Genomic DNA, 13,999 nt, shown 5'->3' with positions numbered 1-13,999 from the left:
TTACATATAGTTTAAGATACAGGAGGCATCCACCATGGCAAAGAAACAGTTCAAAGCGGAGTCCAAGCGCCTGCTGGACCTGATGATCAACTCCATTTACACCCACAAGGAGATCTTCCTGCGGGAGATCATCTCCAACGCCAGCGACGCCATGGACAAGCTGGCCTATAAGGCCCTCACCGATGACAAGGTGGGTCTGGACCGGTCGGACCTGAAGATTACCCTCACCCCCGACCAGATCGCCCGCACCCTCACCATTAGCGACAACGGCATCGGCATGACCAAGGAAGAGCTGGAGCAGAACTTGGGCACCATCGCCCGCAGCGGCTCCCTCCAGTTCAAGGAGGAAATGGCCAGGCAGGAGAAGGCCGAGGGAGATACCACCGACATCATCGGTCAGTTCGGCGTGGGCTTCTACTCTGCCTTCATGGTGGCCGACCACGTCACCGTCACCAGTAAGGCCTACGGCGCCGAGGAGGCCTTCCGCTGGGAGTCCGACGGCGCCGACGGCTACACCATCACCCCCTGCGAGAAGGAGAGCGTGGGCACCGACATTGTCCTCCACATCAAGGCCAATACCGACGACGACCACTACGACGAGTATCTGGAGCAGTACCGCATCGCCGATCTGGTGAAGAAGTACTCCGACTATATCCACTACCCCATCGTCATGCTCATGCACAAGTCCCGCCAGAAGCCCCGTCCGGAGGACGCAGGCGACGACTACAAGCCCGAGTGGGAGGACTACGATGTATGGGAGACCCTCAACTCCATGGTGCCCCTGTGGCAGCGGCCCAAGAGTGAGGTCAAGACCGAGGAATATAACCAGTTCTACAAGGAGAAGTACGGTGACTGGGAGGACCCCCTGAGCGTGATCCACGTCTCCGCCGAGGGTACCGTGGAGTACAAGGCCATGCTCTACATCCCCTCTCACGCCCCCTACGACTTCTACACCCGGGAATATGAGAAGGGCCTGCAGCTCTACTCCTCCGGCGTGCTCATCATGGACAAGTGCGCCGACCTTTTGCCCGAGCACTTCCGCTTCGTCAAGGGTGTGGTGGACTCCCAGGACTTCTCCCTGAACATTTCCCGCGAGATGCTCCAGCACACCCGTCAGCTGAAGGTCATTGCCAACAACCTGGAGAAGAAGATCAAGGGCGAGCTGCTCCGCCTCCAGAAGGACGACCGGGAGAAGTACGAGACCTTCTGGAAGGCCTTCGGTCCCCAGATCAAGATGGGTGTGGTGGCCGACTACGGCGTCCACAAGGACCTGCTCAGCGACCTGCTGCTGTTCTGGTCCTCCAGGGACGGCAAGCTGACCACCCTGGCCGAGTACAAGGAGCGGATGGCCGAGGATCAGCAGTACGTCTACTTTGCCTGCGGCGAGGATACCGCCAAGCTGGACAAGCTGCCCCAGGCCGAGCGCATCCGGGACAAGGGCTACGAGATCCTCTACCTCACCGCCGAGGCCGACCAGTTTGTGGTCAACGTGCTGGGCGCGGTGGACGGCAAGAGCTTCAAGTCGGTGGACGACGACGACGCCCTGCCTGAGACCGACGAGGAGAAGGCCGCACTGGAGCAGAAGGCGGAGGAGAACAAGCCGGTGCTGGACTTCCTGAAGGAGACCCTGGGGGGCGACATCCATGAGGCCCGCCTGTCCAAGATCCTGAAGAGCGGCGCCGTGTGCCTCACCACCGACGGCCCCATCACCCTGGAGATGGAGAAGTACTTCCAGCGGATGGACCCGGACAACAAGGAGATGAAGGCCCAGCGGGTGCTGGAGCTCAACCCCGATTCGGCCGCCTTTGCCGCCCTGAAGCGGGCGGTGGCCGAGGACAAGGACCTGGCCGCCAAGTATGCCCAGCTGCTGTACGCCCAGGCCCAGCTCATCGCCGGCCTGCCTCTGGCCGACCCCGCGGGCTACACCGAGCTGGTGTGCTCCCTGATGAAGTAAAGAATCACAGAAGGCCCCGCTGCCGTTGGCAGCGGGGCCTTTTTGCATGGAATTGTAAACTCAGGGAGTAATTACAATCAGAATGCCGGGAACGCCGCCGGCAACGCTGGCGCCCATCATAACAAAATAGGTGCCATTGGAGTAGATCAGGGTAGTGCCGCCGTCGTCGTTGGTAAAGCTGTCCATAAAGCGGAAGCCGCTGGCCACCAGGGCGGCGTCGTAGCGCTCGGCGAAGTCCTCGCTATGGCCGGCGTTCTTGATGCCGGCGTAGGAGTAGAAGAAGCCGCCGGAGTTGTCGGAGGGATCATAGGTGCTGTCCATAGCGTAGGTGCCCATCACCAGACCGAAGTCAGGCACGCCAGCAAACCGGGAGTAGGACTGATACCCGGAGCTGGCCGGCTTCTTGACAGTGACGGTGCAGGAAGCGCTCTTGCCGTTGGAGGTGGAGGCGGTGATGGTGGCGGTACCGGGAGCCACGGCGGTGACGGTGCCGTTCCAGACGGTGGCCACAGCGGTGTTGGAGGAGGTCCAGGTAATGTTCTTGTTGGCGGCGTCGGCGGGCTGGACGGTGGCGGTGAGGGTGCCGGTCTTGCCCACGTCCAGGGTCATGGTGGTCTGGTTCAGGGTGACAGAGGAGACGGCCACGGGGGCGGCGGTGACAGTGACGGTGCAGGAGCCGCTGACGCCGTTGTCGGCCACGGCGGTGATGGTGGCGGTGCCCGCCTTATGGGCGGTGACGGTGCCGTTGCTGACGCTGGCCACGCTGGCGTCGGAGGAGCTCCAGGTCAGGGACTTGACGGTGGCGTTGGAGGGGGCCGTCTGTACGGAGACGGCGCCGGTCTTGCCGGCCTCCAGGGTCAGGCCGGTGAGAGTCAGGCCGGTCAGGCCCACATAGGTGAGGGAGATGTTCTGCCGCAGGGCGGGGTTGGCCATGCGGGACACGATGGCGGCCACAGAGGAGCGGGTGATGGTGGTCTCAGGCTGGAAGGTGCCCTTGGAGTCGCTGCCGGTGAGGATGCCCGCCCGGTAGAGCAGATAGATGTCGTTGTAGTTGTCGGAACCGGCGGCCACGTCGGGGATCATGCCGTCGTCCACGGTGTTCTTGGCCTCCAGAGCCTCGGCGGGCAGGGAACGGGCCAGGATGGCGGCAAACTGCCGGCGGGTGGCCGCAGCGTTGTAGTCGGTAAACTGGCCCTGGGAGATGATGCCGTTCTTCACGGCGTAGTCCACATAGACCTGGTACCAGGGTTCGCCCTGGACAAAGTTGGCGGCGCCGGTGTTGTAGATGCTGTGGAGACGGCAGGCCAGGGCGATGGTGGAGCCCACGGTGATGTTGCCGTCGGGGGAGAAGGAGGTGCCGCTGGTGCCCTTCATCAGGGCCATCTCATAGGCGGTCTTGACGTTTTCCGTGTACCAGGTGTCGGCGGGCATGTCGGTAAAGGTGCCGGTGGTATAGGCGTTGACGGACTTGAAGTTGGACAGGCCGGCTTCGGTCGCCAGGGCGCCGGTGGTCAGCAGGGACACCGACAGGCCCAGGGCCAGAAACAGGGACAGGATGCGTCTTTTCATGGGGCAGAACTCCTTTCAGTGAAGTATAAAATTGAGACTACAGGTTTTTGATGATGGAATTGGCCGTGCTCAGAATACTGTTCCACTGCTTGAGAACATAGGTGAATTGTTTCTGACCCCGGATGATATCCATATCATTGCCGTTCTGAGCGATCTGCTCGTACATGGTAATGGTGGAATCCACATCGTCCAGCAGGGTGGTGGCAAGCGCTTTGACACTGGACCAGTAGGAGTTGTCGCCGCAGGCGGTGATGATATCGCTTACGGTGGTTCGGAAACTCTTCATGGCTGCGCTGGCGGGGATGTAGTGGATGATGGCCGACTTGATGACGTCCGGATCAAGAGGATTACTGGCGGCCTCATCGCTGGCAGCGCCCACCTCATCTTTGGCCACCTCCAGAGCGGCCATACCGTCGGTGAAGTGGTCGCTCATGGCTTTGCCGATCTCCATGGCCTCCTCCTTCTCCGGGTCCACCTCGGGCTCAGGGGTCTCGGGCTCCACCAGGCCGGGCACGGCCTTGTCGCCGGAGTAGCTGACAAACTCGATGGAAGCGGCCTGGGACAGGGCGGTGGGGTCCACATCGAAGGTCATCTCCACAGCAAAGTCCTGATTATTGCCCACGCTCTTGGAGCTGTAGTCGGTGGCCAGCAGCTTGCCGCTGGCGTCGTACAGATTGATGCGGACGTAGAAGTACTGGGAGCCGCTGCCCACACTGCCCTGAGCGGTGGCCTCCAGACGGGCCTTGCCGTACTGAAGCTTGCCGCTGGTGAAGGTGAAGTCATTCACCAGGAAGTTGGTGACCGTGCCGCCGGAGCGGTAGACAATGGTCATGGGGCCGTAGTTGTGGTTCAGCTGGGGCACGGAGAAGTCCAGCTTGGTGGAGGCCTTGACGGTCACCCGGCAGTAATCATACCGGCCGTTTTCGGAGGTGGCGGTGATCCGGGCGGAGCCGGGGGCCAGGGCGGTGACCTTGCCGCTGGAGTTGACGGTGGCCACGCTGGTGTCGGAGGACTCCCACTCCACGCTGTCATTGGTGGCGTCGGAGGGATACACCGAGGCGCTGAGGTACTCGCTGTCCCCAACCTCCAGCGTCAGGCTGCTGGGGTCCACGGTGACGCTGGAGACCTTGATCTCGGGGGTGACGGTGACCTTGCAGGCGGCGGTCTTTCCGTTGTAGGTGGTGACGGTGATGGTGGCGGTGCCCTCCCGCTTGGCGGTGACGGTGCCGCCGCTGCTGACGGTGGCCACGCTGGTGTTGGAGGAGGACCAGGTAAGGCTGTCATTGGTGGCGTCGCTGGGTTTCACCGTGGCGGTCAGACGGCCGGTGGTGCCCTCCGCCAGACTCATGGTGGACTTGTTCAGGGAGACGCCGGTGACCTCCACGGGGGCGGGGGTGACGGTGACCTTACAGGTGGCCTTGACCCCGTTGGCGGCGGAGGCGGTGATGGTGGCGGTACCCTTCTTCACCGCGGTGACCTTGCCGTTGTCCACAGCAGCCACGCTGGCGTTGGAGGACTTCCAGGTCACGTTGGAGACGGTGGCGTCAGCGGGAGTGGGGGTGACGGTAAGGGTGGAGGTCTTGCCCTCCTCCAGCGTCAGGCTGGTCTGGTTCATGGTCAGCTTGGTGGCGGGAACCACCTTCATGGTGACGGACTGCCGCAGCTGGGGCATGGCCATGCGGGAGACGATGGCGGCCACCGACGAGCGGGTAATGGTGGACTCGGGGACGAAGGTGCCCTTGGAGTCGCTGCCGGTGAGGATGCCCGCCCGGTAGAGGAGATAGATGTCGTCATAGTTGGCGGAACCGGCGGCCAGATCGGGGATGGTGCCGTCTTCCACCGTGTTTTTCTCCTCCAGAGCCTCCTTGGGCAGAGCCTTGGCCAGAATGGCGGCAAACTGCCGGCGGGTGGCCACGGCGTCATAGTTGGTAAACTGGCCCTGGGTGATGATGCCGTTCTTCACGGCATAGTCCACATAGACCTGATACCAGGGGTTGCCCTGGATGAAGTTGGCGCCGCCGGTGTGATAGATGCTGTGGAGCCGGCAGGCCAGGGCGATGGCGGAACCCACGGTAATGTTGCCGTCGGGGGAGAAGGCAACGGAGCTGGTGCCCTTCATCAGACCCAGCTCATAGGCGGTCTTGACGTTTTCCGTGTACCAGGTGCTGGCGGGCACATCGGTAAAGGTACCGGCGGTGTAGGCGGCGCTCTTCTGGAAGTTGGACAGACCCTTGCCTGCGGCCAGGGCGGCAGGACACAGGGTCAGTACCAGCCCCAGGGTCAACGCCAGGGACAAGATGTGCTTTTTCATATGATTTCTTCCTCCTGTCAGGGTGCGCTCAGGTCAAACAGGGCGGAGCTCCTCCGCACTCTGCCCTGCCGGACCTTTTTTCCAATCACAACTATATACTCTTTTTTTTGGTAAAACAATTTGCCGGCTGCATAGTGTTTGTGGAAAGATATTCAGGAGGAAAACAAAAAAACCGCGCAAAGCAGTGGGTTTTCCTGCATTTTGCGCGGTTTGTATTAATTCAGTTTGGAAGGATATTCCGGCCAGTCAGAGCTGGGAGAGGGCCTTCCACAGTCTCTTCTGATTGGGCAGCATCTGCCGGGGGGTGGTACGCCTGGCGTAGCGGGTGGCCAGTTCCCGCTGCCTGTCGGGGGAAAGAAAGGGCAGCAGGGCCATGGCCCGCCCTTCAAAGGCGGACAGGGAGAAGGCCACGGTGTGATCGGTGGGGACGGGATAGAAGAGCATCAGCTCCAGGGCCTGGACAGCCAGGCGGCAGGCCTCCTCCGCCGGACAGGTCTCCAGCAGACCGGTGAGGACAGTCAGACGTTCCGTCATGGCGGCGTCAAACTCCTCCACCGCATAGGACACCCGGGGATTGCCCTGGGCCCGGAAGAAGTTGCCCATGACCTCGCCCACACTGGACGCCTTGCTTTTCTTCAACTTATCTATAAAATGCTGGTAACAGGCCTCCAGATCCTCCAGGGCCTGAGTGGCGGATACGGGGGTGTGTTCTTCCATGGAGATCCCTCCTTTTTTCACATTATAGCCGCTGCCGGTGTAAAAAACAAGGCCCCGGCCGCAGCCGGGACCTTGTTTCGTGCTTGAAAGGTTCAGCCCTGAGCGGCCACGAAGTCGTGGAACAGCTGCTCGGCCTGATCGGCGTTCTCGCCGATGAAGAAGAACACATAGCCGTCCTCAATCACGGTGCGGGCATCCTGCACCTTGGGCAGGTTCTGGGCCAGGTACCAGGAGAAGGTGTCCTCCTGCTGCTTGCGGTAGGCCTCCAGAGCGTCGGTGACCGCCTTCTCGTTGGCGCCCTCCGCCAGCTTGCCGACGATGACGGTGTCGGGGGAGGTGATCATGGGGAAGAAGGCCACGATCTGCTCAAACTCATCCACGGGGAACTTATAGGCGTCGGCCAGCATATCCTCGTAGGTGCGGGAGCCGAACATCTCGCTGCTCTCCATGATGGAGTAAGCCAGCTTGACCATGGGGTCGTTGTTGGGGGTGGTGATGTCCACAGCGCCAAAGTCCTCGGCGGTGGGGTCGGCCCAGGTGACGGTGTAGCCGTCCAGCAGGGCCAGCACGCCGGCGGACACATAAGTTACGCCGGCGGTAACCTCCGCCTTCTCCTTCACCAGCTCGTCGTTGACCAGAATGGTGTTGTCGTCAAAGTTTACGGTGATCTTGTCCTGTCCGAAGTTGAACCAGGCCTCGTTGCCCTCCTGATCCCAGTACACGTTGCCGTGGTCGGACTCGGCCAGCAAACGCAGGGGCAGCATGGAGTCGGAGGCGGCGGGGAGGGCGGCGGTGTCCAGCTTCTCTCCGTTGAGGGTGATGGAAGTGGTGTAGCCCACCTTGGCGGAGATGAGCACGGGGGTCTCCACAGCCAGGGCGGGGAGGGTCATGGAACCGGCCAGGGTCAGGGCCAGTGCGGCGGCGCCGAATTTTTTCATGGATAAGGTCCTCCTTGCAAGTTTGTTGTCACAAGGATAGACGGGGCTTTTTGAAAAAGGTTCCCCAAAAGAGGAAAAATTTTATGGCCAATTTTGCTATGCTTTTGCATAGCAAAATTGGCCATGTGCCGCTTTCAGCGGCACGGCCATGAAATCAAAGCGCATGGGCCGGGACGGCCCATATGCGCATAAACTTCATGCGCCACAGCCTTTGCTTGTTTTCGTGGTATGCTCTTGGCGCATAAAGTTTTATTTCGCCACCGGAGCAAACCGGCCCCGCACCAGGACCGCCAGGGCAGCCGGGGCCACCTCCACCTGGGCGCCAATCTTGCCGGCGCTGACGGTAATGGTGTCCAGGCTCTCCACGCTCTGGTCAAAGACGGTGGGGAACTGCTTCTTCATGCCCACCGGGGAGCAGCCCCCGTGGACGTAACCGGTGAGGGGGAGCAGCTGGGCCTGCTTGATCATCTCGATGGATTTCTCTCCCACCGCCTTGGCGGCGGCCTTCAGGTCCAGCTCCTTCAGCACCGGGATGACGAACACATAATATTTCTTGCTGGCCCCCTGGGTCACCAGAGTCTTGCACACGCTGGCCGGGTCCTTGTCAATGAGGGCGGCCACGCTGGCGCCGTCCACCGCCCCGTCGGGGTGGGCGTAGTGGTGGGGGGTGTAGGGCACCTTTTTTTGATCCAGTACCCGCATCACATTGGTCTTTTCTTCGGACATGGTTGCATCGCTCCCGTGGTTTGGTATAAGATAGGGACATCATACTACAATCAAGGAGCGGACGCAAATGCTGGATACACAAAATTGTCAGGGCATCATGATGGACATTGCCAAGCGGCTGCTGGCCATTGACAGCCCCAGCGGATTTACCCAGAACGTGGTGCGGGAGGCGGAGCAGATCGCCCAGGACCACGGCTATACCACCCGGCGCACCAACAAGGGCAACCTGATCGTATCGGTGCCCGGCCGGGAGAAGGGCAAGAAAATCGGCCTGTGCGCCCATGTGGATACCCTGGGCCTGATGGTGCGCTCCATCACCGCCGACGGTATGCTGAAGATCACCAAGGTGGGCGGCCCCATCCTGCCCACCCTGGACGGCGAGTACTGCCGCATCTACACCCGGGACGGCAAGGTGTACACCGGTACCATCCTGTCCCTGTCCCCCGCGGTCCACGTCTATGATGACGCCGCCACCCGGCCCCGGGAGGAGAAGGAACTGGCGGTACGCATCGACGAGAAGGTGAAGAGCAAGAAGGACGTGGAGGCTCTGGGCATCTGCGCCGGGGACTATGTGTGCTTTGATCCCAAGACCACCGTCACCGACAGCGGTTTCCTCAAGTCCCGGTTCATTGACGACAAGGGCAGCGCCGCCATTCTGCTCACCCTGCTGCGGCTGATGCACTTTGCCAAGGTGCGCCCCCGCTACGACACCGACGTGTGCTTCACCGTCCACGAGGAGGTGGGCCACGGCGGCGCCACTCTGCCTCCGGTGGACGAGCTGCTGGCGGTGGATATGGGCTGCGTGGGCGACGATCTGAGCTGCACCGAGTATCAGGTGTCCATCTGCGCCAAGGACAGCAACGGACCCTACGACTATGAGATGGTGAGCCGTCTGGTGGAGCTGGCCAAGAACAACGGGGTGGACTACGCGGTGGATATCTACCCCCATTACGGCTCCGATGTGGCAGTGGCCTGGAAGACGGGCATGGACGCCAAGGGCGCCCTCATCGGCCCCGGTGTCCACGCCTCCCACGGCATGGAGCGGACGCATTTTGATGGGATGAAGGCCACCATTGATTTGGTGAGCCTGTATCTGGAGCTGGGATAAAGTCGGGCGCACACTGTGCGCCCCTACATGGGACGGGAAAGGCGTAGGGGCGGGTGCCCACACCCGCCCGCATCGGGACGCGCGGACGGCAGTTTGCCGTCCGCCGTTTTTTCCAAGGCCTTGTCACAGGGAAAGGCATTTGATATAATAAAGGGTAATTTTAATGGGAAAGGACGGTGGCCGCCCATGAAATATAAACAATGGAATCAGGCGGCCAGCGATCCGGCCGCGGTAGCCGCTTTGGAGCGGGCGGGACTGCCCACTCTGGCGGCCATGACCCTGTGCGCCCGGGGGCTGGATACCCCGGAGAAGGCCCGTGCATTTCTGGATGCGGGACGGGGTCAGCTTCAGGATCCCCTGCTGATGAAAGACATGGACAGGGCCGCCGCCCGGCTGGCCCGTGCCCTGGCGGCGGGGGAGACCATTGCAGTCTACGGCGACTACGACGTGGACGGCATCACCTCCACCAGCCTGCTCACCGACTTCCTCCGCCGGGAGGGGGGAGATGTGATCCCCTACATCCCCGACCGGATGGAGGAGGGCTACGGCCTGAACACCGATGCCCTGGATACCCTCCACCAGGCGGGGGTCAGTCTGGTGGTGACGGTGGACTGCGGCATCACCGCCGTGGAGGAGGCCCGCCACGCCACCCGTCTGGGCATGGATCTGGTGATCACCGACCACCACGAATGCAAGGAGGAGCTGCCCGCCGCGCTGGCAGTGGTGGACCCCCACCAGGCCGACTGCTCCTATCCGTTTCAATGTCTGGCGGGCGTGGGGGTGGCTCTCAAGCTGGTGCTGGCCCTGGGCGGTCCTGCCCGGCAGGAGGAACTGCTGAGCCGGTACGCCGATCTGGCGGCTATCGGTACGGTGGCCGATGTGATGAGCCTCACCGGGGAGAACCGCACCATTGTGCGGCTGGGTTTGGAGGCCCTGCGCCAAACCAGCCGCCCCGGCCTGAAGGCCCTGCTGGTTCAGGCGGGCCTGGAGGAGCGGCCCCTCAACTCGGTGGCCATCGGCTACACCCTGGCCCCACGGCTCAATGCCTCTGGCCGGATGGGCTGCGCCTCCTTGGCCGCCGAGTTGCTGCTCACCGCAGATCCCGCCCGGGGAGAGGAACTGGCCATCCAGCTGTGCGAGCTCAACCGGGAGCGGCAGACCATCGAGGCCCGGATCTCCTCCGAATGTCAGGAACTGGCCGAGGCCCTGCCGCCGGAGGAGCGGTATGCTCTGGTGCTGGCCGGCGACCACTGGCACCAGGGGGTGGTGGGCATTGTGGCCTCCCGCCTGGCGGAGAAGTACTCCTGCCCCGCCTTTATGATCTGCCTTCAGGACGGCAAGGGAAAAGGTTCCTGCCGGTCCTTCGGCGGCTTCAACCTGTTTGCCGCTCTGGAGCACTGCGCCCCCCTGCTGGAGGGCTTCGGCGGCCATGAGCTGGCGGCGGGCTTTACCATTCTGGAGGAGAACATTCCCGCCTTTGCCGCCGCCATGAACGACTATGTCCGTCAGTGTACCGGGGGGGCCGAGATGGTGTCCACCCTGGATGTGGATTGTCCGGTGGACGATGTGGGTATCCTTACCCTGGAGGGGGTGGAGGGCCTGGACCTGCTGGAGCCCTACGGCTCGGGCAACCCCAAGCCGGTGTTCTCCCTGTCGGGCTGTCTCATTACCGCCCTCAGCGAGGTGGGGGGCGGCCGGCATCTGAAGCTGAAGCTGGCCTCCGGCGGCCGCAGCTTTGACGCCATCTTCTTCTCTGCCACCGCCGCCGGGATGGGGGTGGCTCAGGGAGACCGGGTGGACGTGGCCTTTACCCCCCAGATCAATGAGTACCGGGGGTGGCGCTCGGTCCAGTTCCAGGTGTGCGATCTGCGTCCCGCCCTCACCCGGGCTCAAGCCGAGCGGGCCCTGTTTGAAAAATTCCGCCGGGGCGAGGAGCTGACCCGCCGGGAGGCGGCCGCCCTGTTGCCCACCAGAGAGGAGTTTGTGGTTCTCTGGCGCTATTTGAAGGGCCATGCCGGACAGTCCCCTCTGGAGGAGACCGCCCACCGGCTGGCCCGCAACATCGCCCGCTCCGCCGGACGGCGGGAGACTGTCATGCGTACCTTGGTATGTCTGGAGGTCTTTGACGAGCGGGGACTCATCCGGCTGGAACACACCACCGACCACCTCCACATTGCCCTGCGGAGTGTGGAGGGCAAGGTGGACCTGGATGACAGCTGGATCATGCGCCGGCTGCGGGGCATGAGCGGATAAGCCTTGAACAGCCTTCCCCCCATAGGGGGGAAGGTGGCCCGCAGGGCCGGATGAGGGGGTGCCCGACACAAGGAACCCCTCATCAGTCTCGCTGTGCTCGACAGCTTCCCCCCATAGGGGGGAAGCAAGGAGGCATCCCCACAATATTATTTTTATTTCAACAGGAGGTGCCCTGTATGGACCCCATCCTGGAGCGTTATCAGGCTCTTGAGGACAAAATCAAAGCATATAATCCGGCGCTGGACGCCCAGCGCCTGTTCAGCGCGTTCACCTATGCGGACAATGCCCACTCCGGGCAGCTGCGTAAGGACGGATCGCCCTATATCACCCACCCCTTGGCGGTGGCCGAGATCGTGGCCGAGCTGGAGCTGGACACCGATTCCATCATCGCCGCCCTCCTCCACGACTGTATTGAGGACACCGGCTCCACCCATGAAGAGATCGCCAAACTCTTCGGGGTGGTGGTGGCCGACCTGGTGGAGGGCGTCACCAAGCTGACCCGGGTGCAGTACACCTCCAAGGAAGAGGAGCAGATGGAGAACCTGCGCAAGATGCTCATGGCCATGGCCAAGGACATCCGGGTGATCCTCATCAAGATCTGCGACCGCCTCCACAATATGCGGACCATGGAGTACCAGTCTCCCAGAAAGCAGAAGGAGAAGGCCCTGGAGACCATGGAGATCTACGCCCCCATCGCCCACCGCTTGGGTATGCAGCGCATCAAGTGGGAGCTGGAGGATACCTCCCTGCGTTACCTGGACCCGGTGGGCTACAAGGAGATCTCCGACGAGCTGGCCGCCCGTTCCGCCGCCCATGAGGAATTCCTGGCCACGGTCCAGCGGCGCATCCAGGAGCGGCTGGACGCCGAGGGCATCCACTGCACCATCTATGGCCGGGTGAAGCACGCCTATTCCATCTACCGGAAAATGTACACCCAGAACAAGACCATGGACGAGATCTTTGATCTCTATGCCTTTCGGGTCATTGTGGATGACATCTCCGAGTGCTACAATGTACTGGGTGTGATCCACGACCTGTTCAACCCGGTGCTGGGCCGGTTCAAGGACTACATCGGCACCCCCAAGCCCAACGGCTATCAGTCCCTCCACACCACCGTCATCGGCCGGGACGGCATCCCCTTCGAGGTGCAGATCCGCACCTGGGAGATGCACCACACCGCTGAGTACGGCATCGCCGCCCACTGGAAGTACAAGCAGGGCATGGCCAATGCCAAGCTGGGTACCGAGGCCGCCTTCGAGTGGGTACGCAAGCTGCTGGAGAGCCAGCAGGACGTGGACGCCGAGGAATTTGTGCGCACCATGCGGGTGGACCTGTTCTCCGACGAGGTCTTCGTGTTCACCCCCCGGGGCGACGTGATCAACCTGCCCGCCGGGGCCACCCCCATCGACTTTGCCTACAACATCCACTCCGCCGTGGGCAACCACATGACGGGCGCCAAGGTCAACGGCCGCATGGTCACCTTTGATACCCCCCTGAAAAACGGCGACATCGTGGAGGTCATCACCTCCAAGTCGGCCCACGGCCCCAGCCGGGACTGGATGAAGATCTGCAAGTCCAACGAGGCCCGCAATAAGATCCGCCAGTGGTTCAAGAAGGAGCGGCGGGAGGAGAACATCGCCACCGGCCGTTCCTCCTTCGAGTCGGAGCTCAAGCACGTGGGCCTGTCCCTGGCGGCCATCACCGCCGAGGACGTACTGCCCTTTGTTTTGAAGAAGGTGCGCTTCGGCACCCTGGATGAGCTGTATGCCGCCATCGGCTACGGCGGTATGTCCGCCCAGAAGGCGGTGGTACGGGTCAAGGACGAGATGACCCGGCTCAACCGCCAGGCCGAGCAGCAGGCGGCCGCTGAAAAGACCGCCCAGCAGGCCGATGCCATTTACCCCTCCACCAGCAACCCGCCCCCTGTGCCCGTCAAGACCGGCAAGAGCGACCAGAGCGGCATCATCGTGGAGGGCATCGACAACTGCCTGGTGAAGTTCGCCAAGTGCTGCACCCCCGTGCCGGGCGATCCGGTGGTGGGCTTTATCACCCGGGGCTTCGGCGTCTCCGTCCACCGGGCGGACTGCCCCAACGCCGCCCCCGAGAAGCGCAAGCCGGAGGAGGAGGGGCGCTGGATCAAGGTATCCTGGGCCACCGGGGAGCTGGCTACCTACCGCACGTCTCTGGAGATCGCGGCCAAGGATCGGGACGGCCTGACCCTGGATGTGGCCATGGCCCTGTCCACCATGAAGGCCAAGACCACCAGCCTGTCCGCCCGGTCCATGCCCGACGGCTACGCCACCGTCAGCATCGTGCTGGAGGTCAAGAACCACACGGAGCTTACCGCCGTCATCAACAAGCTGGGTCAGATCCAGGGGGTCTACCAGGTCAAGAGAGCGGCCGGATAACAATTTGTAGGGGTG

The 13,999-nt window shown here is 62.5% G+C and carries 9 protein-coding genes; 4 read left to right on the top strand and 5 right to left on the bottom strand.

Translation table 11 applies throughout. The features are described 5' to 3' along the window. The first annotated feature begins 34 nt into the window (after positions 1–34). Positions 35–1,954, top strand: a complete 1,920-nt coding sequence (gene htpG / locus WHJ28_RS07245) for a molecular chaperone HtpG (RefSeq protein ID WP_340041106.1) — start codon at positions 35–37, stop codon at positions 1,952–1,954. A gap of 60 nt (positions 1,955–2,014) precedes the next feature. Here the strand turns inward: htpG and WHJ28_RS07240 are convergent, their stop codons facing one another. From WHJ28_RS07240 to ybaK, 5 genes are all read right to left on the bottom strand, one after another. Continuing rightward, positions 2,015–3,523 carry an Ig-like domain-containing protein gene (locus tag WHJ28_RS07240; protein WP_340041104.1) on the bottom strand — a complete coding sequence of 503 codons (1,509 nt, stop codon included), beginning with the start codon at positions 3,521–3,523 and terminating at the stop codon, positions 2,015–2,017. Positions 3,524–3,560: 37 nt separating this feature from the next. Then, positions 3,561–5,834 (bottom strand): Ig-like domain-containing protein, encoded by a 2,274-nt coding sequence (locus WHJ28_RS07235; RefSeq protein ID WP_340041102.1) that lies wholly within the window; start codon positions 5,832–5,834, stop codon positions 3,561–3,563. A gap of 246 nt (positions 5,835–6,080) precedes the next feature. Then, positions 6,081–6,551: a hypothetical protein gene (locus WHJ28_RS07230; protein ID WP_340041100.1), complete on the bottom strand. Its 471-nt coding sequence runs from the start codon at positions 6,549–6,551 to the stop codon at positions 6,081–6,083. Between the two features lie 92 nt (positions 6,552–6,643). Continuing rightward, entirely contained in the window at positions 6,644–7,489 is an 846-nt protein-coding gene (locus WHJ28_RS07225; protein ID WP_340041098.1) for a DUF4358 domain-containing protein, read from the bottom strand. 249 nt (positions 7,490–7,738) lie between these two features. Next, positions 7,739–8,215 (bottom strand): Cys-tRNA(Pro) deacylase, encoded by a 477-nt coding sequence (ybaK, locus tag WHJ28_RS07220; RefSeq protein ID WP_340041096.1) that lies wholly within the window; start codon positions 8,213–8,215, stop codon positions 7,739–7,741. A 67-nt stretch (positions 8,216–8,282) separates the two neighbouring features. Here ybaK and WHJ28_RS07215 point away from each other — a divergent pair, with 67 nt between their 5' ends. From WHJ28_RS07215 to WHJ28_RS07205, 3 genes are all read left to right on the top strand, one after another. Further along, positions 8,283–9,323 carry a M42 family metallopeptidase gene (locus tag WHJ28_RS07215; RefSeq protein WP_340041094.1) on the top strand — a complete coding sequence of 347 codons (1,041 nt, stop codon included), beginning with the start codon at positions 8,283–8,285 and terminating at the stop codon, positions 9,321–9,323. Between the two features lie 186 nt (positions 9,324–9,509). Next, positions 9,510–11,576 (top strand): single-stranded-DNA-specific exonuclease RecJ, encoded by a 2,067-nt coding sequence (recJ, locus tag WHJ28_RS07210; RefSeq protein ID WP_340041092.1) that lies wholly within the window; start codon positions 9,510–9,512, stop codon positions 11,574–11,576. Between the two features lie 176 nt (positions 11,577–11,752). Beyond that, positions 11,753–13,984 carry a RelA/SpoT family protein gene (locus WHJ28_RS07205; protein ID WP_340041090.1) on the top strand — a complete coding sequence of 744 codons (2,232 nt, stop codon included), beginning with the start codon at positions 11,753–11,755 and terminating at the stop codon, positions 13,982–13,984. Positions 13,985–13,999 lie beyond the last annotated feature (15 nt).

It is taken from the genome of Flavonifractor porci (genome assembly GCF_037572415.1).
Lineage (GTDB): Bacteria > Bacillota > Clostridia > Oscillospirales > Oscillospiraceae > Flavonifractor > Flavonifractor porci.
Note: the sequence above shows the minus strand (reverse complement) of the source record. Positions and strands in the feature narration are given on the sequence as shown.

Coding starts and splice junctions, on each gene's coding strand:
- WHJ28_RS07230 (WP_340041100.1), bottom strand. CDS start 6,551: ATGGAAGAACACACCCCCGTATCCGCCACTCAGGCCCTGGAGGATCTG.
- ybaK (WP_340041096.1), bottom strand. CDS start 8,215: ATGTCCGAAGAAAAGACCAATGTGATGCGGGTACTGGATCAAAAAAAG.
- WHJ28_RS07235 (WP_340041102.1), bottom strand. CDS start 5,834: ATGAAAAAGCACATCTTGTCCCTGGCGTTGACCCTGGGGCTGGTACTG.
- WHJ28_RS07205 (WP_340041090.1), top strand. CDS start 11,753: ATGGACCCCATCCTGGAGCGTTATCAGGCTCTTGAGGACAAAATCAAA.
- recJ (WP_340041092.1), top strand. CDS start 9,510: ATGAAATATAAACAATGGAATCAGGCGGCCAGCGATCCGGCCGCGGTA.
- htpG (WP_340041106.1), top strand. CDS start 35: ATGGCAAAGAAACAGTTCAAAGCGGAGTCCAAGCGCCTGCTGGACCTG.
- WHJ28_RS07225 (WP_340041098.1), bottom strand. CDS start 7,489: ATGAAAAAATTCGGCGCCGCCGCACTGGCCCTGACCCTGGCCGGTTCC.
- WHJ28_RS07215 (WP_340041094.1), top strand. CDS start 8,283: ATGCTGGATACACAAAATTGTCAGGGCATCATGATGGACATTGCCAAG.
- WHJ28_RS07240 (WP_340041104.1), bottom strand. CDS start 3,523: ATGAAAAGACGCATCCTGTCCCTGTTTCTGGCCCTGGGCCTGTCGGTG.